The sequence below is a fragment of the Microbacterium sp. genome (genome assembly GCF_041909575.1).
Lineage (GTDB): Bacteria > Actinomycetota > Actinomycetes > Actinomycetales > Microbacteriaceae > Microbacterium.
In genome coordinates this window covers 47,443-68,456 of record NZ_JAYRDE010000001.1, presented here as the reverse complement: position 1 = coordinate 68,456, position 21,014 = coordinate 47,443, and the positions used below count along the sequence as shown (strand labels likewise).

The 21,014-nt window shown below is 69.5% G+C and carries 15 protein-coding genes; 3 read left to right on the top strand and 12 right to left on the bottom strand.

Annotated elements, in window-relative coordinates; translation table 11 throughout:
* Positions 1–65: 65 nt before the first annotated feature.
* On the top strand, positions 66–1,475 hold the full coding sequence (locus tag ACE3O1_RS00285; protein ID WP_374311239.1) for a polysaccharide pyruvyl transferase family protein: 1,410 nt from the start codon (positions 66–68) through the stop codon (positions 1,473–1,475).
* Position 1,476: 1 nt separating this feature from the next.
* Here the strand turns inward: ACE3O1_RS00285 and ACE3O1_RS00280 are convergent, their stop codons facing one another.
* The 5 genes from ACE3O1_RS00280 to ACE3O1_RS00260 all read right to left on the bottom strand — a co-directional run bounded on the left by ACE3O1_RS00280 (position 1,477) and on the right by ACE3O1_RS00260 (position 9,970).
* Complete coding sequence (locus tag ACE3O1_RS00280) at positions 1,477–2,646, bottom strand: glycosyltransferase family 2 protein (protein WP_374311237.1); 1,170 nt, start codon at positions 2,644–2,646, stop codon at positions 1,477–1,479.
* Complete coding sequence (locus ACE3O1_RS00275; RefSeq protein WP_374311236.1) at positions 2,643–6,107, bottom strand: glycosyltransferase; 3,465 nt, start codon at positions 6,105–6,107, stop codon at positions 2,643–2,645. Before ACE3O1_RS00275 ends, ACE3O1_RS00280 begins: the two co-directional genes overlap by 4 nt.
* Positions 6,108–6,189: 82 nt before the next feature.
* On the bottom strand, positions 6,190–7,743 hold the full coding sequence (locus ACE3O1_RS00270; RefSeq protein WP_374311234.1) for a DUF2142 domain-containing protein: 1,554 nt from the start codon (positions 7,741–7,743) through the stop codon (positions 6,190–6,192).
* On the bottom strand, positions 7,740–8,969 hold the full coding sequence (locus ACE3O1_RS00265; RefSeq protein WP_374311232.1) for a polysaccharide pyruvyl transferase family protein: 1,230 nt from the start codon (positions 8,967–8,969) through the stop codon (positions 7,740–7,742). Before ACE3O1_RS00265 ends, ACE3O1_RS00270 begins: the two co-directional genes overlap by 4 nt.
* A 38-nt stretch (positions 8,970–9,007) precedes the next feature.
* A complete protein-coding gene (locus ACE3O1_RS00260) occupies positions 9,008–9,970 on the bottom strand; it encodes a lysylphosphatidylglycerol synthase domain-containing protein (RefSeq protein WP_374311230.1) in 963 nt (320 codons plus the stop codon).
* Between the two features lie 136 nt (positions 9,971–10,106).
* Between ACE3O1_RS00260 and ACE3O1_RS00255 the strand changes: the two genes are divergently transcribed.
* Entirely contained in the window at positions 10,107–11,558 is a 1,452-nt protein-coding gene (locus tag ACE3O1_RS00255) for a phytoene desaturase family protein (RefSeq protein ID WP_374311228.1), read from the top strand.
* Between the two features lie 4 nt (positions 11,559–11,562).
* Here ACE3O1_RS00255 and ACE3O1_RS00250 read toward each other — a convergent pair whose 3' ends face one another.
* The 6 genes from ACE3O1_RS00250 to ACE3O1_RS00225 all read right to left on the bottom strand — a co-directional run bounded on the left by ACE3O1_RS00250 (position 11,563) and on the right by ACE3O1_RS00225 (position 18,261).
* Positions 11,563–12,732: a hypothetical protein gene (locus ACE3O1_RS00250; protein ID WP_374311226.1), complete on the bottom strand. Its 1,170-nt coding sequence runs from the start codon at positions 12,730–12,732 to the stop codon at positions 11,563–11,565.
* A 5-nt stretch (positions 12,733–12,737) separates the two neighbouring features.
* A complete protein-coding gene (locus ACE3O1_RS00245) occupies positions 12,738–13,340 on the bottom strand; it encodes a hypothetical protein (protein ID WP_374311224.1) in 603 nt (200 codons plus the stop codon).
* Positions 13,341–13,382: 42 nt separating this feature from the next.
* Positions 13,383–15,521, bottom strand: coding sequence for an acyltransferase family protein (locus ACE3O1_RS00240; protein ID WP_374311222.1), 2,139 nt, complete (start codon positions 15,519–15,521; stop codon positions 13,383–13,385).
* On the bottom strand, positions 15,518–16,579 hold the full coding sequence (locus ACE3O1_RS00235; RefSeq protein ID WP_374311220.1) for a glycosyltransferase family 2 protein: 1,062 nt from the start codon (positions 16,577–16,579) through the stop codon (positions 15,518–15,520). Before ACE3O1_RS00235 ends, ACE3O1_RS00240 begins: the two co-directional genes overlap by 4 nt.
* A 132-nt stretch (positions 16,580–16,711) precedes the next feature.
* A complete protein-coding gene (locus ACE3O1_RS00230) occupies positions 16,712–17,455 on the bottom strand; it encodes an ABC transporter ATP-binding protein (RefSeq protein ID WP_374311218.1) in 744 nt (247 codons plus the stop codon).
* A complete protein-coding gene (locus tag ACE3O1_RS00225; RefSeq protein ID WP_374311216.1) occupies positions 17,455–18,261 on the bottom strand; it encodes an ABC transporter permease in 807 nt (268 codons plus the stop codon). The genes ACE3O1_RS00230 and ACE3O1_RS00225 overlap by 1 nt, the downstream gene beginning before the upstream one ends.
* Positions 18,262–18,385: 124 nt before the next feature.
* Between ACE3O1_RS00225 and ACE3O1_RS00220 the strand changes: the two genes are divergently transcribed.
* Positions 18,386–20,524 (top strand): acyltransferase family protein, encoded by a 2,139-nt coding sequence (locus tag ACE3O1_RS00220; RefSeq protein ID WP_374311214.1) that lies wholly within the window; start codon positions 18,386–18,388, stop codon positions 20,522–20,524.
* A 30-nt stretch (positions 20,525–20,554) separates the two neighbouring features.
* On the opposite strand, the gene ACE3O1_RS00215 is transcribed toward ACE3O1_RS00220, so the two are convergent.
* Positions 20,555–21,014, bottom strand: a 460-nt coding sequence (locus tag ACE3O1_RS00215; protein ID WP_374311212.1) for a UDP-galactopyranose mutase, incomplete at its 5' end; no start/stop codon positions are given.

Genomic DNA, 21,014 nt, shown 5'->3' with positions numbered 1-21,014 from the left:
TCGGAGCGACGCCAGCGCGGTCGACCCGAGAACCGCGAGCGTCGCGCGCGCGGAGAGGGCCCACCATGCAACAGCCGACCACCGATGATCGGCCGTCCCTCCTGGCGACAGGAGCGATCGAGCGGGACAACTTCGGCGACCTCCTGTACGCGGTCCTGCTCGCCGAGCGGCTCCCCGGGTGGGCGCTCTCATTCGGCGCCCCGATCGCGCCCGCGGTCTCCCCGCTCGAGGCCGAGGTGGCGAACTGGTCCACTCTGCTGGATGCGCAGGACTTCGCCGCAGCGTGGGTCGTCGGGGGTGAGGTGGGCGCCACGCCGCCCGAGTACGCGTACCTCACGACGCACGGCATGGACGCGCGCCGGCGACTCGCCCACGCGTCGTTGGAGGAGTCCCGCGCCGCCCTCGCCGAAGCGATGGGCGGGCGCGTGCTCGACCCGCCGTACATCCCCCGCCCGTCCGCCTATCCGCGGAACGCCGACATCGCGCTCGTGATCAATTCCGTCGGCCTCGCAGGAATCGCGAGAGAGCCCGGGTGGCGTCAGCCGCGCCTGATCGCCGCGCTCCGCGAGGCCGACGTCGTCTCGGTGCGCGATCGCGCATCCAGCGCGTACCTCGACGAGCTCGGCATCCGCCATACCCTCGCCCCCGACTTCGCCCACATCGTCGCCCTGGAGCGGCCCCGCCCCCGCGACACCGCCGGTCCCGTGCTCGTGCACCTGTCGGAGCACGCCCTCCACCAGCACGACGCGGAGGCTTGGGCCGCCGCGCTGCTGGCGGCCGTGCCTGACGCCGGCGTGCCGCTTCGGATGTTCACCGCGGGGCTCGCGCCGGGCCATGACTCCACCGCCTCGGCCGAGAGCATCGCGGACGCGCTGCTGCGGCTCTCCCCCGGACGCGACGTCACGGTGAGCCCCGCGAGCGGAATCTGGGATCGCGTCGACGAGATCGCCGCCGCCCGGCTCTGGGTCGGAGCCTCCCTGCACGGGCGCATCATCGCATCGGCGTATGGAGTGCCTCGCGTCAGCCTCGCCAAGCCCAAGGTCGACGCGTACGCGGCCGATTGGGACGCCGAGCAGCCGTACGGCGCGACGATCGACACGCTGGCTGAGGCCATCGCCGCAGCACTCGCGGCCGAATCCGCGCCCAGAGACGACCTGGCGCGTCAGTCGCTCGAGAACTTCACCGTCGTCGCCGGCGCCCTCGACGCCGCCGTCGCCGGTGACCGCACCGCCGCCGTCCGGACCAGGCTCGCGGCCTGCCGCGAGGAAGCGGACGACGCGGCCCTGGTCGCGCAGCGGGCCTCCGCGGAGATCCGGCTGGCTGCCGAGCGCGTCGAGCGGCAGCGAGCACTGGTCGACGCGGCAGCGAAGCGGACCGACACGATCAGGTCCGAGCTCGACGCGATCCGCGCGAGCCGGCGCTGGCAGCTGTTCGAGTCGATGGACAGGGCGAAGACGCGCCTGCGCCTGCCCTGAGTCAGATCCGCGCGAGCACCCGGCGCGCGAGCGCCCGCGGCGCGCGCACCACACGTCCGACGAGCGAGCGCAGGCGGGCCTCCGGCCGACGCTGCAGCCGGTCGGCGAGGGCGACCGCGCGGTCCTTCTCCGCCAGGTCGCGACGGCGTGCCGCCGCCTCTCCTCGGTAGAGGTCCCGCCACTTGGTGCTCGCCGCCAGATGCTCGACCTCGAGCGGGATGACGAGGTCGGCGATCTGTCGCGCGGTGGCGCGCTCCTCGGCGGTGTACTCCTCCCACTCCATCGAGAGGCTCGGAGCGAGCAGGTCGGGGCGCAGAGCGGTGCCGGTGTCGACGGAGCGGAGCAGACCCCGCACCACACGGTCGTCCAGCGGGAAGGACGGGCCGGGGTCATCGCCCGGGTGGCGCACGACGTAGAGGTGCTCGAGGAGCCCCGCCTTCCAGAGCCGGTAATCGCGCATACCGTGGTGCCGTGGGCTCGGATTGAGCGTCGGGTTCGCGTCGTAGGAGCGTCCGGTGTTCATGATCTTCGTGCTGTACTGCTCGTATGTGCGCCATGGCACGTGATGCACCTCGATCGCGAAGCCCTTCGGCGGCTCACCCATGCTCGGGATGTTCACGCTGTGGTTGCCCTGCACCACCTGGACGTCGGCCCGGCCGACGTGGATCATGTCGCTCGAGGGGTGCGCGTGGAGCGCGACCGTCTCCATGAGGCTCTCCTCGGGGCGCTGGTCGCGCCGCACGAGCCGCGTCAGCGCGCCGCCGGACTTCGCCGGCGCGCCCGTGAAGTTGACCACCTTCGCCTCGAAAGCGCCGATTCCGGTGGGGATGTGCCGGAGCGCGTCCCGGAGGGTGAGCGCAGGATCGACAGGAAGGAAGAACTCGTCCGCGTCCGCGTTGATCACCCACGTCGCACCGTGCTCGGTGGCAGCGCGGGCTGCCATCTCGGTGACGACAGCGGACTGGTTCTTGTCGTGCGTGAGGTAGTCGTGCAGCTCGAGCCGGCCGGTCTCGGCGTACGCCGCGAGGATGTCGCGCGTCCCGTCGATCGAGCCGTTGTCGGTGGCGATGATGAGATCGACGCCCTGCGCGAGGTGGTGCTCGACCATCGCCGCGATGATGTCGGCCTCGTCGCGAACCATGAGCGTCATGACGATCTTCGGATCACTCATGAGCGGCGCTCCTTCCGAAGGGCGAGTGCGTCGTCCAGCAGGGTGCGCGCCCGCCGGTCGAACGAGTGGTCGGTGACGATCTTCTCCGCGGATTCCGACAGCGACTCCTCGGACGGCCAGGCGTCCGAGGAGGGGTCGAGCAGCGTGCGCAGGTCGTCCAGCGAGGCGTATGACTGGACCTGCCGGCCGAACACATCCCCCATTCCCGGAACGTCGTCGCTGACGATCCTGGCGCCGACGGCCGCGGCATCGAACAGCCGATTCGAGAAGAATCCGTAGTCCGCCATGTCGCGCCAGTGGTCGTTGAGCACGATGCCGGCATTCGCGTACGCCGCCGGCACTTCGTCGTTGTCCATGCCCGAGGCCGCGAGGAACACGGGATCGATGAACTGCTCCCAGCCGTCGTCTCCGAAGACGCGGGGCTCGCCGCCCGCGGCGATCACGTCGGTGACGATGGGGCGCGCTACGCCGCGCGTGCGGCCGACGAAGATCGTCCCGGATCGCTGAGCCGCCGTCCGCGCCTGCGGGTTGAACTTGGTCGAGTCCGTCGCCTGCAGCAGCACCGACACGTCTGTTCCCCACCGCTCGCGCGCGAAGTCCGCCCACCCCTGGCCGGCGGCGTAGATGCGGTCGTAGCCGGACTCCAGCTCGTACTTCGTCACGAGGTCCGGGTGGCTGATCACCCAGAGCAGGTTCACGGCGCCGGGCTGAGGGATGTATCGCGCGAGGCCACGCAGTGCGAGCGTCACGTCGTCCCACGATCCGGTGTCGCGCGCGTGGGAGCTGGACCGGTCGACGACGACCTCCTGCCCGAGTCGGGCCAGGGCGTCGCCGAGGGCGGCGGCGAAGAAGGTGTCTCCCCAGCTGTCGCCGGCCAGATCGCCCGTGGCGGACGACTTGATCGCCCACCGCAGCCGGGGAGCGGGCTCATCGACTTTCATGGCCGGCCGCCGGAGTCCGAGCACGAGCTGGGGCGTCCACATCGGGCTCTCCGGCTCGCGGGACCAGACGATGTCGTCCAGCCGGATCCGGCCGGTGTCGAACACCGCGCGGTCGTCGAGCTCCTCCACGAGCTCGCGTCGCCAGCGTGCGGCGAAGCGATCGCGGTTCGTCGTCTGGTGGGTGTGGCGACCGGCGGTCCGGCTCTCGAAGTGCACGACGCGCGACGCGGTCCGCACGTGGAGCGAGACTCCGGTGTGCTGCTTGAGCCGCAGGCAGAGGTCGACATCCTCCATGCCGTTGATGTAATCGGGGTCGAACCCGCCGACAGCGGCGAGGTCCTCGAAGCGCACAGCGAGGCAGGCCGCGGTCAAGGCGGAGAACTCGTAGTCGTCCAGCGACGGGTCGATGTCGGACGGGTGCACGTCGACGTAGAGGTGCCGCGGCATGGTCATCCCGCCGAGGAAGATGGTGCCGGCCGTCTGCACCGTCCGGTCGCCGAACAGGAGCAGCGGCTGCGCAGCCGCGACGGACTCGTCCTGCAGCGCGGCACGCAGCGGCTCCAGCCAGCCGTCGAGCACGGCCGTGTCGTTGTTGAGGAAAACCGTCAGCTGAGCGCGCGCGAGTGATGCACCGTGGTTGGACCCGGTGGCGAAGTCGGTGTTGCGGGGCAGCCGCTCGACCCGCACGCGCGGCTCGCCCGCGAAGGCGGAGGCGAGGATCGACGCGACGGGACGACGCGAGCCGTTGTCCACGACGACCACCTCGGCGTCGCTCGTGCTGTCCAACACGCGACGGACCGCGACGAAGGTCATGTGCCAGTCCTCGAACGTCGGGACCACGACCGCCACCCCCGGGCGAGGCTCTGAGGCGAAATCCACGATGACCTTCGAGCGCGCTGCATTGGCTCCGGCTCGATCCTCGTGCGCCGAGACATCAGCCGACGACGTCGCCACGACGTCATTCGAGCGGACCGCGACGGCCCGTTCCGACGCGCCGATCCGGAGAACGAGGTCGAAGATGACGCCGGCGTCCAGCCCGGCATCGGGCTCGAGGCCGCCGGCGCGAGGCGCGCGCAGGATCACGCCGCCCGCGTCGAGCTCGTCCAGCCAGGTGGGGTCCTCGGTGCTCAGCCACGGCTGAGGAAGGCTGCCGTTCGTGAAGGCGACGGCTGCGGCATCCTTGCTGCCGCGCAGCGTGCCGACAGCGGCTCCCAGGTAGCCGCTGCTCCATCGTTGGCGCGGCGTCCACTGGGTCCACGCCTCGGCAGGGGACTCCGCGAGCGCTCTCGCAACGCATGCCCCGAACTCCTCACCGGCGGTCCGCGGGAGGAAGTCGATCGCGAGCGTCGTGTCGACCAGCTCCTGGAGGTCGGAGCGGCGGGCGACGGCATCCGACTCCACGACGACGAAACGCGCGCCGCGCATCGTCTGATCCGCCGCCCTCTTCAGCCCCGCCACCGCCGCGCCCGAACGGATGTGGCGCTCGTCGACGACGACGAGGCACGTTCCCTCCGCCGTCGGCGTCGCGGCGACCTGTCGATGACGGCGGATCAGCGGGCCCGAGGCCGTCAGTCTGCCCAGATGCCGGTGATACTCGCTCACGCGGGCGCGCGTCGTCTGCTCCGCGGTCGCGCGGGACACCGCCGCCACACCCTCTGAGGCCGGGGTCGGATCCTCTGCTCCCGCGGTCGCTGCGAAGTGCGCAAGCACGCTCGCGGGACGCGTGCCGCCGCGCAGGCCGTCCAGGTAGCGCTTGCCCCAGAACTGCGGACTCGCCTGGCCGACCTCTCCGCGGGCGACGAAATCGAGCAACTGGTTCGCGGGACGGCCACGGCGCACCTGCGACTTCTCGCTCACCTCGTACCATTCGGCTTCGAAGAACGGGTTGATCGAGCGGCCGTCGAGCTCACCGCGATCGATGTAATCGTCGAGCGCGGCCTCGTCCGAGAGGAAGACGTAGCCCCGCACCTGGTGCTCGTAGAGGGGCCGGTCGATCAGACCGTTGGCCACAACGGCCCGTGATGCGTCGACGAGGTCGCGGCAGCTCGCGAGGAAGTCACGCCAGACCACGCGCCTCACGCCGAGGACGAGGGTCACGGACTGCGGATCGGCGCGCACGCGCCGCGTCAGCTCGGCCAGCCAGCCGCCACGGGCCCCGACGAACCCCTGCAGGTCGACGAGGTCCAGCATCCGCGCAGGATCGCCGATGATCGCACCGCGCGGTTCGGCGCCGCGGGCGAGCCTCGCGAGCTCGTGCCGCAGGAGGAAGGACATCGCCGTGGAAACTCGTGCCGCCGGCACGTGCAGGAAGGGCGTCGGAATGACGCCGAGGCGCCATCCCTCGCGGAAGTAGTGCTCCGCCGCCGCCTCGTCGCTCTCGAACCGGCGCCCGATGACCATGCCGTAGTAGTCGGCGACGACCGGGTTGACACCCCGGCGGCGCATGGCGACGGGAAGGGCGAGGAGATTCAGGACACCGTCCAGTCGCCGGGAGAGCGCAAGCGCCTTCGCTCTGTTCATCACCCGAGTCTTGACGCCAGCGCGCATCGCTTCCTTCCTGCACCGACCACGCACGGACGGCCGACCGTTACCCGGCTCGAGTCTAGCGGAGACGCCCCTGGGCATCCTCGGCGGAGACCAGCGCGGCAGCCGCGATCACCAGCCCGCACAGCCCCAGAACGCCGGTGGCGACGTAGAGCCACGGAGCCACTCCGTGGGCCTGCCCGGCGGCAGCCACGCCCGCTGCTCCCCACACGCGGCCGAACACCCAGACGAGTCCCGCGGCGGAGACCACGCCACCCACGATGAGGGCGACCGCCCCGCTGACACCCGCCCGGATCGGCAGCCGCTTGGAGAGCGCCGCGAACAGGATGCCGAGGGTCGCGGCCATTGCGGCGATGCCCGCGAAGATGTACCGGCCCTGCACACCCCGCGACGGATCCCCGAGGTCCCAGTAGATCGAGTGCGCATTCGCGGCGATCGTGGCGAGGATCAGCACGGGGAACGCCCACAGCACCGCCAGCGCGAGTCGACGGCGCGCGAGGAAGAACGAGGCGATGACCGCCAGCACCAGGAGCACGCCCGCGGCGTCGACGATCCAGGTCGGGAAGGCGAGATCCTCGCGAGCGCCCCGGCCCCAGAACGTCCGGTTGAAGCGCACGATGAAGTTGCCCACGAACAGCCACGGGTCGTACCCGTCGGCAGCCTCCAGGCGCGACTCCCTGTCCCCCAGCTGGTTGGCCTGGATCCGCCCGAGAATCAGGATGTTGCGCAGCCACCACCAGCCGCCTACGCAGAAGGCGACCGCGAGCGGAATCGCGACGGCCGCGAATCTGCGGAGCCAGCCCGTCAGCGTGACCGCCGTCATGATCGCGAAGACCGCGATGACCGGAATGAGGAAGAGAGCGAGGCCCTTGGTGAGCAGAGCCAGGCCCAGCGCGGCCCCGGCCGCCGCGAGCAGGAGGAGCGGGCGCCTGCCCGTCGTCGCGCTCACGGCGAAGAAGAGCGCAGCTGAGCAGAGGGTGATCAGAAGGGCATCGTTGGTGACGAAGCCTCCGACGTTCGAGAAGAACGGGACGAGCAGCACGCCGGCCCCGCCGACGACGCCGGCGATCCGGCTCCCAGTCATACGGCGCGCGGTTCCGACGAGGAACGGCACCGACGCGCACAGCATCACAGCGGACACCGCGCGCATGATCAGCTGGGCGTGATCCCAGCGGAGGTCGGCCCCACCGAGCACCTTCACCACCGACGCGATCACCGCGTAGGCGAGAGGCGGATGCTGCACCATCTGGTCCGTGCCGTTGCGCTCCCACTCCTGCCCCTCCAGGAGCAGTGACCTGTCATCCGGGCGGGGCAGCACGGGCAGGCCCTGATCCTGGTAGGCCGAGCCCGACTCCGCGACGGCCGTGACGGTGGCGTCCGTGATCTTCGCGTCATACGGGCGGGGCCAGCCGCCGCCCTCCACGAGACGCGCGACGGAGTTGTAGTGCGCCACCTCGTCCGGGCCCTGGAACGGAGGGATGGTCAGGGCCCAGGAGCCCGCGAGACCGAGGACGAGCAGGACCAGGCCGAGCACCGCGGCCGGGTACGCGAAGCGCCCCGACGCGCGGCTTCCGACATCGTCGGCGGCGGCTGCGGGCGCAGAACCCGTCACGACCGGCTTCGAACGAGGTCGGCGATGAGGTCGGCCTGCCTGACCGATGTGCGCTTCACGCCCGGCAGGTGGTCGTCCAGCTTCGTCTTCACCTCGGCCCGCCGCGCGTCGAGGTCGGCGAAGCGCGCGGCGAGATGCTCCGGGGTCAGCTGGTCGTGTCCGAAGGCCCACTCCTCGAGGTCGAACATCTCCAGGACCTCGCGGTACTTGTGGCTCCATCCGATGACCAGCGTCGGCACCGCCATGGCCAGCGAGGAGACCATGGCGTGGAAGCGGCTCGCGACGAACAGCCCGCACCGACCGATCAGGTAGCGCAGCTGCTGCGAGGTGAGCTCGCGATCCACGAAGAGGAGGTCGTCGCCCGGCTGGAGCCGGGCGTGGATGTCGCGGCACAGCGGGAGATCGTTGTTGTGCGTCTTCTCCGTGCCGGTGCGGACGCTGTGCGGGATGAGGAGGACCCGCTTGCCCTGCGCGCGGACCGCCTCGATGAACGTCACGAGCTGGCCGACGTAGTCGCCGCCGCGCTGGTCCACCTTCTTCTGCAGGACGACACTCGGGCACACGCCGACGACGTCGCCGTCGAAGAAGCCGAGATCGACGTGCGCCGCCACTGCCGCCTCCTCCGTCCCGTCGAGCTCGAGGGAGAAGGCGTAGTCGGCCCCGGCGAACAGGTTGCGGAGGCCGAGGCCTTCCGCGTACTCGTGGGTGATTCGCCCCCGGGTCACGAGAGTGCGCACCTTCGGCAGGAACGTGCGGGACGCACGACGGTTCACCGGATTGGTGAACGGGCCGACCGCCTGCGCGCATTTGAAGACCGGCGTCCGGGTGTTCAGCGCCGGGAGGATGGAGGCGATGTTGTACAGGAGGAACTTCTCACGACCGTCGGTGAAGGTGATCCCGCCCTGGTCGAGGAGGACTGCGCTGCCCGCGAGGGCGTCGATCGCCTTCGACCGGCGGCGCAGCAGCGGACGCAGGAACGGGAGGATCCGGTAGGCGAGGGCGAGGCTGTTGATCGTCACGCCGAGCTGCCGGGGGGATGCCGCGACGATGTCGAGGTTCGGATAGGGGTTCTGTGCTGCATCCTCGGCGGGATACATGCTGAACAGGGTGAATCGCGGGTCGTCGAGTCGTTCCTCGAGCGTCTGGATCGCCGCCTCCAGCATGGCCGCCGCCCCCTTGTTGCCGGACAGCGCCGAGCCGATGATCGTGATGCGGGGGCCGGTCATGGGCGATGCTCCTTGGGGATGGTGAGAGGGACGCGGGCTTAGACCCGGGCGACGCCGGCGGCGCCGACCGTGGCGAGCAGTCGCGCGATCAGACTGAGCACGATCGCCTGGGGGACGGGGATGTACGCGCTGAGGATGGCGACGATGACCGCCTCGCGCACTCCCAGGCCACTGGGGACGAACACCGCCAGTACGCCGATCGCCCCTGCCAGGACGTACGCCGCTGCGAAGGGGAGCCAGTCGGAGGGCGACAGTGGAACGATCGTCGCCGCGAGAACGACGAACCCTGCGCCGTTGATGGCTCGCGGCACGCCGAAGCCCGCCGCGAACAGCATGGTCCGGGGGGTCGACAGGAAGTACTCCCGCGGGATCTCCCGTTTCAGCACGCGCCGAGCCGGGAAATCGAGAATCCGGTGGAACACCGGTTTCCAGCTGACGATCGCGAGCGGCACGATCGCGAGCACGGGCAGCAGGAGCAGCGTGACGTTGTCCCCGAAGACATCGGGGCCGAGGCTGATGAGGATGATGATCGTCCCCGGCACCAGCGACGCCAGCTGCAGGAACACGTTCTCATAGATGAAGCTGATGATGACCAGCGTCCGGCTGATGCTCTTCTTCCCCGCCCACACCGTCTTGTTCACGACGGAGCCGACCTGACCGGGGACGTACTTCAGCACCCACGACGCGCACTGGACCGCGACAGCCTCCCGGAGGCTGACTCTCGCGGAGCTGTCCAAGGTCCGCACGATGCCTCCCCACAGCACGCCCGACACCGGAACGGCGATGATGAACAGCACCGTCGTGAGAATCCAGAGCGGATGGAACTCGAGGTCCTGGGCCGCGACCTCTGACCAGTTCTGCACCAGGGAGTTCGCGAAGAACCACCCCACGATCGCCAGCACGGCGATGGTGACGACCCACCGCACGAGGCGGCGCCTCCGCCGTCGACGCGACACGGCGGGGTCGATCTCTCCGGCATCGCCGAGACTCGGTTCAGACACGGAGGAGCGCTCCAGAGGTGGCGGGTGGCAGGGAACAGCCGTGGGGGACGGCGCGGGGACCGAGACAGCCTACCGCAATCGCCCCGGGCGCCTGCTGATCGCCCTGCGCGCAGGGCTGCGACTAGGGTGGGTTCCCGTGAGCTCAGTCGATGCCGTGGTCGTGGGGGCCGGGCCGAACGGGCTCGCCGCCGCGGTCACCCTCGCCCGTGCCGGTCTCCGGGTCGAGCTGTTCGAAGCGGCGGGCACCGTGGGCGGCGGCACCCGGACCGCGGAGTTGACGTTGCCCGGCTTTCGCCATGACGTCTGCTCGGCCGTTCATCCCATGGCTCCCCCATCTCCGTTCTTCCGCGCGTTCGAGTTGGAGCGACGGGTGGAAATGGTCGTACCCGAGATCTCGTACGCGCATCCCCTCGAAGGCAGACCCGCCGGAATCGCCTACCGCGATCTCGACCGCACGGCGGAGCGCCTGGGGCGCGATGGCACGGCATGGCGCCGTCTGTTCGCTCCGGTGTCGGCTCACCCGGACCGGATCGGCCGGTTCACCGGATCCCCTCTGCTGAGGATTCCCGCGAACCCGGTGACGGTCGCCCGTTTCGGCTTGCGGGTGCTCGAGCAAGGATCCCCCGCGTGGTCGTTGCGGTTCAGGGAGGACATCGCGCCAGCGATGCTCACGGGGGTCGCCGCCCACTCCATCGGCAGACTGCCCGGCATAGCCCCGGCCGGCGTGGCCATCACGCTGGCCGGCCATGCGCACGCCCACGGCTGGCCGATCCCGATCGGAGGGAGCCAGACGATCGCGGATGCGATGGCTGCCGACTTGATCGCGCATGGTGGCCGCATCACCACGGGCACGCGGATCGTCGATCTCCGCGACCTGCCCGCCGCACGGGCGACCGTGCTGGATGTGAGCGCGCGGGGCCTCCTCGAGCTCGGCGGCACGACGTTCTCCGGGTCGTACCGCCGCGCGCTGTCACGATTCCGCTACGGTGACGCCGTCGCGAAGGTCGACTTCGCGCTGTCCGAGCCGGTGCCGTGGGCGGACCCCGACCTGCGCGCCGCGCCGACCTTCCACATCGGCGGCACGCGCGCACAGATCGCCCACTCCGAGGCCGAGGTGGCGGCGGGACGCCACCCGTCCCGGCCCTACGTCCTCGGTTCGCAGCCGACGGTCGTGGATCCGAGCCGTGCCCCGGCCGGGCAACACGTGGTCTGGGCGTACACGCACGTGCCGCGCGGATCCACGCTGGACCCCACGGAGATCGTCACCGCCCAGATCGAGCGCCACGCACCGGGGTTCCGCGACACGATCCTCGGCAGCGCCGCACGCAGCGCGGCACAGTTCGCCGACTACAACCCGAACTACGTCGGCGGCGACATCTCGGCGGGCGCAGTCACACTAGCGCAGCTGCTTCGACGTCCCATCCTCTCGCCGGTGCCGTGGCGCACTCCGATCCCGGGCGTCTACCTGGGCTCATCCTCGACCCCTCCGGCGACGGGTGTCCACGGCATGTCCGGCTATCAGGCGGCCCTGTTCGCCCTCCGCGACCGCTTCGGACTCGGCGCACCGGAACTCGGGGTCGACGACTGAGATCTCACGAGGCGACGGGGCCGAAAAGCCATCGCCCGACCCCGGATCGGTCGGACCGTAGGGGCCCGCGACGTCGCAGGATGCGGTCGCGCGTCCACGCGGCAACCAGTCGCCCGGGAGTGCGGTAGAGGATCTCTGTGCGGGCGGCCTCGCCCTCGGCTATCGCCCCCGACTCCGCGCGGAACTCGAGTCCGCCCCGTGCGTCGATGCGATCCTCGAACGAGATCCGCGATGCATCGGCCGCTCGCTGGCGCACCGTCGTCGCGCGCGCGTTGCCGGGGTCGACGAACGCGACGCCCGCGTCCTCGTGGCCTCGCCGCATCCGACGCAGCGGCCACGCGAGATCGAAGAACAGCAGGAGCAGGACGATGTTCTCGGGGAAGGCGACGTTCATCAGCAGGAAGATCGACATGTGGAACACCGCGAACCCGACGACGAACAGGATCTTGAACCAGCCGGGCGGCAGGAACAGGACGATGATCGCGGCGATCTCGAGGATCGTTCCCCCGAGGAAGAGCAGGTCGAGCGGGACGGCCCAGACGGGATCCAGGAAGGCGGTTCCGATGTCGAACCCGAACGGATTCGGGCGGAGATTTCGGTTCTCGATCCAGTTCTGCAGCGTGCCGCCCATGAACACCCCGGGCCCGCCGATGAACATGCGCGCGGCGCCGATGAACACGTACTGCAGGATCACCACGAGGCTCAGCAGGATCAGCGACGCGCGGTACACATCCTGCCGTCGTGGGCGCGCCGCAGGCCGTCGCACAGCGAAGGCATCCCATGCCGGAGTGAGCAGCAGCGCCGCTGTCACGTAGACCAGAGTCAGTTCGCGGTGATCGAAGTGGCCCCCGAACCCCTTCTTCACCTGCAGGTACACCAGTGCGCACACCACCGCCGCGCCTGCAGCCCATCGTGCCGCCGGCAGACCGATCCCCGCCCAGACGAACAGGGCGAGGCACACGAGCGTCAGGCCAAGGAGACCCGCGGGCGTGAGCAGCGCCGTCCAGAACTCCGTCGGCAGCCACTGGAAGACCCCGAACGGATGGAAGAGCTCGCTCGGAATCAGCGCGAGACGCTGGATCGGGTCCACGAGGACGTACACGGCCCAGATCGCGAAGATCAGGATCCTCGCGAGGCCGAGGGATTCGGCGGTGGCGCCTTCGTGGAGTCTCACACGGATCATCGTTCGACCAACTCCTCGACGGGCCAGGACGTCATGAGTTCAGACGTCACGTCGCCCGGAGTTCCTGTGACGCGGTAGAACCCGATCTCGACCGGCTCCACGCCGTCCTCCTCGAGCGCGCGGGCGAGCGCGAGCGCGTAGAGGGAGAGCTCTTCCTCGGCCTGCGCGCGGTGCTCGGAGCCGTCCGGCTCCTGAACCCACTCCAGCAGGACCCGCATGCGGGTCGACAACGGGGGCAGACCGATCGCCGAGAACTCCTCGGCGATATTGACCTCCCTCTGGGTGCCATCGGCCAGCGTGGCCTGCCAGGAGTAGCTCTGCTCGACGGACTCGGCGAGCTGCGCCTGGTACATGGCGAATCTGGTGAGCGGGATGTACGAGACCTTCTGCGCGTAGTCGTACTGCCAGCGGTCCACCATCTGCACGACGAACCAGGCGCCGACCACGATGTACACCACCGCCAGGGCGCCGGCCCCGAGGGCGAAGAAGCGCTTTCGCAGGTCGGTGAACCAGAGGAGCCCAGCGAGCACCGCGACCACGAACAGGCACTCCAGCGCGGCGCGGATGACGAGCTCGGGGGTTACGGCCGTGCTTTCCACCCGTGCGACTGTACACCCCTGATACGGCCGCTCCGAACAGGATCACCGGGCGAGTGATCGCTCGATCCCGACCCGCAGAGCGGGCGCCAGAGTGAGCGCGTACCCGGGAAGGATATGGTGCCGGTCGGCATACACGGGCATCCCTCCCGCCAGCGCGAGACACGCCTCGGGACGGCAGAAATCGTCGGTCAGGTCGACGAGGGTCTGCGCCGTCGACGACGCGTCGACCGACGCCGCGAGTGGATCGGACGGCAGTGCGGACTCCCGGTCCCACGCGCAGTCCAGAGGGGATCCCGCGTCCTCCAGGCACTGCGTCATGTCATTCTGTCTGGCCAGAGGGGTGTCGGCGATCACGACCACGCGCTTGCCGGCATCCTCGAGCACCTTCCAGGTCTGGCGGAGAGCGGCCGTCATCGATTCCTGGGCGGCGGCGTCGCCGTCCACGCCGACCCGATGCGCGTACGTCGTCGTGACGACCGCGGCGATCTCGGGATCGGCGGCCAGGTCCGTGAGCATCTGCTCCCTCCAGCGGATGCAGTCGGGCTCGTTCTGCTTGTACTCCGCGCCGCCCTCGGCCCGCCACGCGGGATCGATGAAGGGGCACGACCGCTTGTCGTACACATCGACGGTCCAGCCGGTGCTCGCGGGGAGCCAGGCGAGGGCCGGAAGCAGGTGCTCGACGTGCGAGTCGCCCACCACGGCGATCGTCGTTCCAGATGCCACGTCAGGCTCGAATGTGCACACGCGGGAGTCGAATCGTCCTGCCGCGCAGTCTGCCGCCGAACCCGTCCGTGCCGCGACGTCGACCGCAAGGTCCTCGTATTCGGTCTCTCCCAGGGCGAGCGTCGGGTCGGCGACCTCGGCCGCACTCGGCTCGCACACCGCCGCGGGCGCCAGGCTGCGCGAGCCGACGCACGAGGTCGGGTCGTCCACCCCTGCGATGATGCGATCCACGGCGTCAGACGACTGCTCGGCAATGGCCACCGTAGGCACCACGCACACCGCGACGACGACGGCGGCGGAGACGGCGGCGAACCCGTAGCTGACCCATCGTTTCGACCAGAAGGCGCTGCGCACGGGTGGTTTCTCGATGAGCGCCCTCGTCCCCCACGCGAGCACGATCGTGGCGGCGAAGATCATCAGATTGTCGACGAGGTCGAGTTCGCGCCCGATCGCGTACGGGATCAGCACGATGAGCGGCCAATGCCACAGATACGCCGAATAGGACGTGTCTCCCAGGAACTGCACAGGACGGGAGTTCACGAGCGGCGTCGGCGACCACCTCGCGGATGACTGTCCCACCGCGATGATGATGATCACCGCCGCCACGGGCACTGCGGTCCACGGTCCCGGGACGGCGGTGCCCGACGAGAACAGGAACATCGAGGCGGCGATCGCCGCGAAGCTCGCCCACAGGAGCCCTGCACCCCAGCCGGCGTTTACTCGGCCGGGGTCCGACCCGCGGGCGTGCATCACTGCCAGGATCGCTCCCGCCGCGAACTCCCAGACGTGGGCGAACGTGGAGAAGTAGGCGGGCTGCGGAGCGAGGGCGGTCGCGAACGCGGCGAACCCGAATCCCGCGATCGCGACGGCCCCGAGGATGCCGAGCACGACGCGGGACGCGTCCCCGCCGCGTCGCGCGGCCACCACCAGGGCCAAGATGATCAGCAGCGGCCAGACGAGGTAGAACTGCTCCTCGACCGACAGCGACCAGTAGTGCTGGACCGGTGACTCGGGGCCGTCAGTGGCGAAGTAGTCGACCGACTCGGCGGCCAGGACCCAGTTCTCCACATAGAGCGCGCTGGCCGCGATCTGCCGCAGGAATCCCATCATGCGATCGATCGGGACGAGGACGATCACGGCGATCGCCGTCGTGATCAGCACGAGCATCGCCGCCGGCAGCAGGCGACGGATCCGGCGCGCATAGAACCGGCTGAGCGCGATCCGCCCCGTCCGCTCGTGCTCTCGCACGAGGTGCAGGGTGATGAGGTAGCCGGAGATCACGAAGAAGACGTCCACGCCGACGTATCCGCCGGGGAGCGCACCGGGCCAGAGGTGGAAGACGATCACGCCCAGCACGGCGACCGTCCGCAGGGCTTGGATCTCGGGACGGAATCCCGTCATCACCCGTTCGCCCGACGACGCCGCTTCCCGGAACGTCGTCGGCGAGGATGTCGTCATCCTCGTGTCGCTCGATGCTGCGAGGGCGTTCGCGCTTCGACGGCGACGGCGCTCACGGTCAGTGAGGGGTGCTGGGCTCCCTCGGCTGCGGTGACCTGGCGGGGGTCGAGAGTGCGATCGGGCGCATACTGCAGCAGCTTGATCCTCTCCAGGGCGTCCTCGACGAGCGTCCGGTTGGTGCGGAGCATGTCGGATATGACCAGGAGCGCGATGCTCAGCAGTGCCCCGACGAGCATCGCGGATCCCAGGATCAGTGACTGGATGTGGTCACCCGCCACGCCCATCGCCGTGAGCACGATGAAACGCCCGAACGGGATCGCCGCGCCGATGAAGAACAGTGCGCCGAGGGTGAGGAACACCGCGTGCGGCTTGAACATCACGTAGCTGCGCATGATCGCCTGCGCGGAGCGTCCCATGTGCTGGAAGATGTTCTTGAAGAGGCGGGACTCGCGAGTCTTCGGGTTCGTGGTGACGGGCACGCTCGCGATCCGCAGCCGCTTGTTGCCGGCCTGGATGATCGTCTCCATGCAGTAGCTGAACTGCGTGACGACGTTGAGGCGGATCAGCGACTCGTGAGAGTAGGCGCGGAAGCCGCTCGCGGCATCCGGGAGGTCGGTCTCCGCGGCGAAGTTCACGACGGCGCTGCCGACTCCCTGCATGAGCTTCTTGAACGGCGAGAAGTGCGCGATCGTCTTCGTCTGCCGGTCGCCGATCACGATGTCCGCCTCGCCGCGCAGGATCGGCTGGACGAGGTCCGCGATCCGCTCCTGCGGGTACTGGTTGTCTCCATCGGTGTTGACGACGATGTCCGCGCCGTGCTGGAGGGCGTAGTCGACGCCGTCGCGGAACGACCGCGCGAGGCCCATGTTGCGGGTGTGGTAGACGAAGTGCTCGACGCCGAGCTCGCGGGCGACCTCCACGGTGCGGTCGGTCGAGCCGTCATCGACGATCAGGATGTGGATCTCGTCGACCCCGTCGATGTGAGTGGGGATCCCCGCGAGGACGAGGGGCAGGGTCTGCTCCTCGTTCAGACAAGGGATCTGGATGAATACGCGCATTGGGATACTTGGTCTTTCCGCAGAACCGGCGGGGAGCGAGGCGAATGCCGTGGCCGAGGTGAGGACGATGAGCAACTCGGTCACAGCTGCGGCCCTCAGCATCTTAGCCGAGGTCCTGCTGGAGGTTGCCTGTCAGGTGCCGTAGTCGGCGTTGTACCTGTCGAGCACCTCGCCGATCGGGGCATCCATCTGCAGGCGCCCCTTGTCGAGGTACAGGCCGCGCGTGCAGAAACGTCGCAGGTCGCGCTCGCTGTGGCTGACGAAGAACAGCGTGCGACCTTCGGCGAGCAGTTCGTCGATGCGCTGGTAGCACTTCTCCCTGAAGGCCTTGTCGCCGACCGCGAGCACTTCGTCGACGAGGAGGATCGGCTCCTCGAGCTGGGACACCACGGCGAAGGCGAGCCGCACCTTCATGCCGTTGGAGAGGTGCTTGTAGGGCGTGTCGATGGACTCCCGGAGTTCGGCGAAATCGATGATCCCGTCGAACCGGCGAGCGACCTCGGCCTTCGGCATCCCGTGCAGTCCCGCGGTGAGGCGGACGTTCTCGCGCACCGTCAGATCCCCCACGAAGCCGCCGGTGATCTCGATGAGCGGGGCGACGCCGCCGTTGACCGTCACCGTGCCCTCGTCCTGGATGAGGACGCCTGCCACGAGCTTGAGCAGCGTGCTCTTGCCCTGGCCGTTGCGCCCGACGACCCCGATCGACTCGCCCGGACGCACGTCGAAGGACACGTCGCGCAGCGCCCAGAACTCGCCCGGCTTGGAGCGACGCGACGAGTCTGCGAACAGGTCCTTGAGGCTGCGGCGTCCGCGCCGGTTGCGGCGGAAGCGCACGCCGAGGCCCTGAACCTCGATGGCGTGGTCGGATGCCGTCATCACAGCTCCTTCAGGAGGGGACGCTCGAGCCGGCGGAAGACCAGCAGGCCGAGCACGAGGAACCCGACGCTCATAGCCGCTCCCACGCCGATGACCCAGGGGTCCCACTCCTCGGCGAAGAAACCGACTCGGTACAGCGCGAAGATCCCGGCCAGCGGATTGAACGCCGCGAGCGTCTCGAAGATACCGGGGAGGTCGGAAACGCCGTAGATCACGGGCGAGGCGTAGAACAGGGCGCGCAGGATCAGCTTCGTGGTGCGCTCGAGATCGGTCCAGATCACGCAGAGCGGAGCAACGAGCAGGCCGAGTCCGACCAGCAGCACCGTCTGCAGCAGCACCGCCACCGGGAACAGGAGCAGGCCCCAGTTCAGCTGGACGGGGGTGCTGGTGAACGAGGCACCGATCACGAACAACGCCAGAACGGGCAGAGAGCAGAGGAACTCGATCCCCTTGGACAGGACGATCCGGTTGACCCAGATCGACCGCGGGATCGCCGTGGAGCGCACGAGCCGCGCATCCTTGTTGAACGCGCGGGTGAAGTCCGACACCGACGCGTTGAACCACACCCACGGGAGCAGCGCCGTGATGAGGAAGACGATGTAGGGCTCGAGGCCCGCGGAGCGCTGGAACACCTGGGTGAAGATGAACCAGTAGATGGCGCTCATCACGAGCGGATCCAGGATCGACCACAGATAGCCCAGCGCGCTCGTCGCGTACCGCACCTTGAGGTCGCGTGCGGACAGCAGCCACAGCGAGTGGAGATACCGCCTCGGCGATCCGGGCGCGCCGACTGCTGCGGTGGTCACGGTCTCGATTCTAGGGGCCAGTCCGAATCGTCCCGGTGCTCGACGCCGGCGACCCACGGGCGCGGGCGGATGCACCGGTCCGCGTCACCTAGACTTGCGCGCGGTACCGACGAATGGAGAGGGCATGGCCGCTCCGGCTGGCTCCTCCGAGAGGGTCGCCATCATCGACGCGACCGGCTCGGCCGGCACGCGGCGGTCATTGTCGACGCGTCGAGCCGCCCGCGCCCGGGAGGAGTTCCGGCCCGACATCCAGCTCCTGCGAGCACTCGCCGTGCTGGCCGTCGTGCTCTTCCACCTCTGGCCCGACCGCGTGACGGGCGGGTTCGTCGGCGTCGACGTCTTCTTCGTCATCAGCGGCTTCCTCATCACCGCGCATCTGCTCCGGGAGGTTTCGGAGACGGGACGGATCCGCATCGGGCAGTTCTGGGCGCGCCGGGCGAAGCGACTTCTCCCGGCGGCCCTGCTCGTGCTGGCACTGACTTCCGTCGCCGCCCTCATGGTCATGCCGCCGACCGTGCTCGCCCAGACGCTGCGGGAGGCGCTGGCCTCGATCTTCTACGTCGAGAACTGGGCACTCGCGCAGAGCAGCGTGGACTACCTGGCCGCCGACAACATCGCGTCGCCGGTGCAGCACTTCTGGACGCTGTCGGTCGAGGAGCAGTTCTACATCGCCCTTCCGCTGGTGATGCTCGGCGTCGCCGCGTGGGCGCGCCGCATGAAGTGGGGCGCGCGGCGATCCATCGTCGTGAGCCTCGCGATACTCACCGCTCTGTCCTTCGGCTACAGCATCTGGCTGACCAGCTGGTCCGGGGCCACTGCGTACTTCTCGACCGCCACGCGGATGTGGGAGTTCGGCATCGGCGGGCTCGTCGGTGCGCTCGCACTGGCGAAGCACACGCTCGTGAAGGCGGTCGCGGTGACCGCCGGAGTCGCGATGATCCTCGTCGCGATCGCCGGCTATGGCGCGGCGACGCCGTTCCCCGGATACGCCGCTGCGCTGCCGGTGCTGGGCACGGCACTCGTGCTGTACGCCGGGGCGGGATCGATCCTCGCCGCGGGCGGCAGGCTTCGCCCGATCGCGGTTATCGGCGGCACGTCGTACGCGATCTACCTCTGGCACTGGCCGCCCATCGTGCTGCTCCCCTACGTCACCGGCCACCCGCTGACCAATCTGGAGAAGGTCGCGATCCTCGCAGGGACGTTCGCCGTCGCCTGGTTCTCGACGAAGTTCTGGGAGGACCCGATCCGGTTCTCGCCCCGGCTCCTCGGCCGCGCGCGACCGAGGACCGTCGCCATCGTGATGGCCGTCTCGATGGTCGCCGTCGCGGCGATCCCCGCGAGCGGACTGGTGGTGGCGGCTCAGGACGCCTCCAACCGTGCCCTGCTGGCGGGTGAGATCCTCCAGCAGGATCTGCCGTGCTTCGGGGCGGCGTCGATGGCCGATCCCGGCTGCGCCCACTCAGCGGCACTGGAGGGCGTGCTGCTCCCCGCGCCGGAGGATGCCCCGAACGACATCTCCGCTCGGCCCGACTGCTGGTCGACGGGCACCGACGCGACCCTCAACGTGTGCACGCTGGGGCCGGCGTCCGGTTACGAGCGCCACCTCCTGGTCGTCGGCGACTCCCACGCGAAAGCTCTTCTCGCGGGCCTCGAAGAGGTTGCCGAAGATCGGAACTGGCGCATCGACCTGGCGGGGCGCGCGGCGTGCTACTGGACCACGCACGACCTTCATCAGGACAGCAGGGCGCTCGCCGACGCATGCACCGAATGGCGCGCCAGTCTGCAGGAGTACGTCCAGGAGCAGGCTGGGCTCGATGCGATCCTCGCGGTGAAGGCGCGACGGGCGCTCGCCGACGAGGTCGACATCGCAGACCCGGCCGTCGCCATGTCGACGATGGTCGAGGGAATGGCATCGGCGTGGAACGCGCGAGGCGACCTCGACATCCCCCTCATCGCCCTCGTCGACAACCCGCGCCTGACGGCCGAGACGGTCGACTGCGTCGTGCGCAGCGGCGAGCGGGGCGCGCAGGAGTGCGCTCTGCCGCTGTCGTCGGTGATGCCGCCGGACGGCGTGCGCGAAGCGGTCGCGATCGCCGAGAACGCGCACGCGATCGACCTGACGCACCTTTACTGCGACGACCTGTGCCGACCGGTCATCGGGAACGTCGTCGTGTACCGCGACGGCCGGCACATCACCGACACCTACGCCCGCACCGTCGCGCCGTACCTGGCCGACGAGATCGAAGCACTGCTCAGCGACTGAGGAACCGCCGCGGCTCGCGCGCAGCGCCGCTCACGCGAGCTGGTTGTTCCACATCGACAGCGCGGCGCCGATGGCCATGTGCATGTCGAGGTACTGGTACGTGCCGAGCCTGCCGCCGAACAGCACGCCCCGCTCGCCCCTCGCGAGCTCGCGGTAGGCGACCAGCCCGGCGCGGTCCTCCGGGGTGTTGACCGGGTAGTACGGCTCGTCCTCGCGCGTGGCGAACCGCGAGTACTCGCGCATCACGACGGTCCGGTCGGCCGGGTACCGGTCGGCGCGCTCGGGGTGGAAGTGCTTGAACTCGTGGATGCGCGTGTACGGCACGTCCGCGTCGGCGTAGTTCATGACGGGGGTGCCCTGGAAGTCGCCGACCTCGAGCACTTCCTCCTCGAAGTCCAGCGTGCGCCACGACAGCGCGCCCTCGGCGTAGTCGAAGTAGCGGTCGACGGGGCCTGTGTAGACGACCGGCAGCTGTCCGACCGTCGCCGCC

Coding starts and splice junctions, on each gene's coding strand:
- ACE3O1_RS00285 (WP_374311239.1), top strand. CDS start 66: ATGCAACAGCCGACCACCGATGATCGGCCGTCCCTCCTGGCGACAGGA.
- ACE3O1_RS00280 (WP_374311237.1), bottom strand. CDS start 2,646: ATGAGTGATCCGAAGATCGTCATGACGCTCATGGTTCGCGACGAGGCC.
- ACE3O1_RS00275 (WP_374311236.1), bottom strand. CDS start 6,107: ATGAACAGAGCGAAGGCGCTTGCGCTCTCCCGGCGACTGGACGGTGTC.
- ACE3O1_RS00265 (WP_374311232.1), bottom strand. CDS start 8,969: ATGACCGGCCCCCGCATCACGATCATCGGCTCGGCGCTGTCCGGCAAC.
- ACE3O1_RS00240 (WP_374311222.1), bottom strand. CDS start 15,521: ATGACGACATCCTCGCCGACGACGTTCCGGGAAGCGGCGTCGTCGGGC.
- ACE3O1_RS00235 (WP_374311220.1), bottom strand. CDS start 16,579: ATGCGCGTATTCATCCAGATCCCTTGTCTGAACGAGGAGCAGACCCTG.
- ACE3O1_RS00230 (WP_374311218.1), bottom strand. CDS start 17,455: ATGACGGCATCCGACCACGCCATCGAGGTTCAGGGCCTCGGCGTGCGC.
- ACE3O1_RS00220 (WP_374311214.1), top strand. CDS start 18,386: ATGGCCGCTCCGGCTGGCTCCTCCGAGAGGGTCGCCATCATCGACGCG.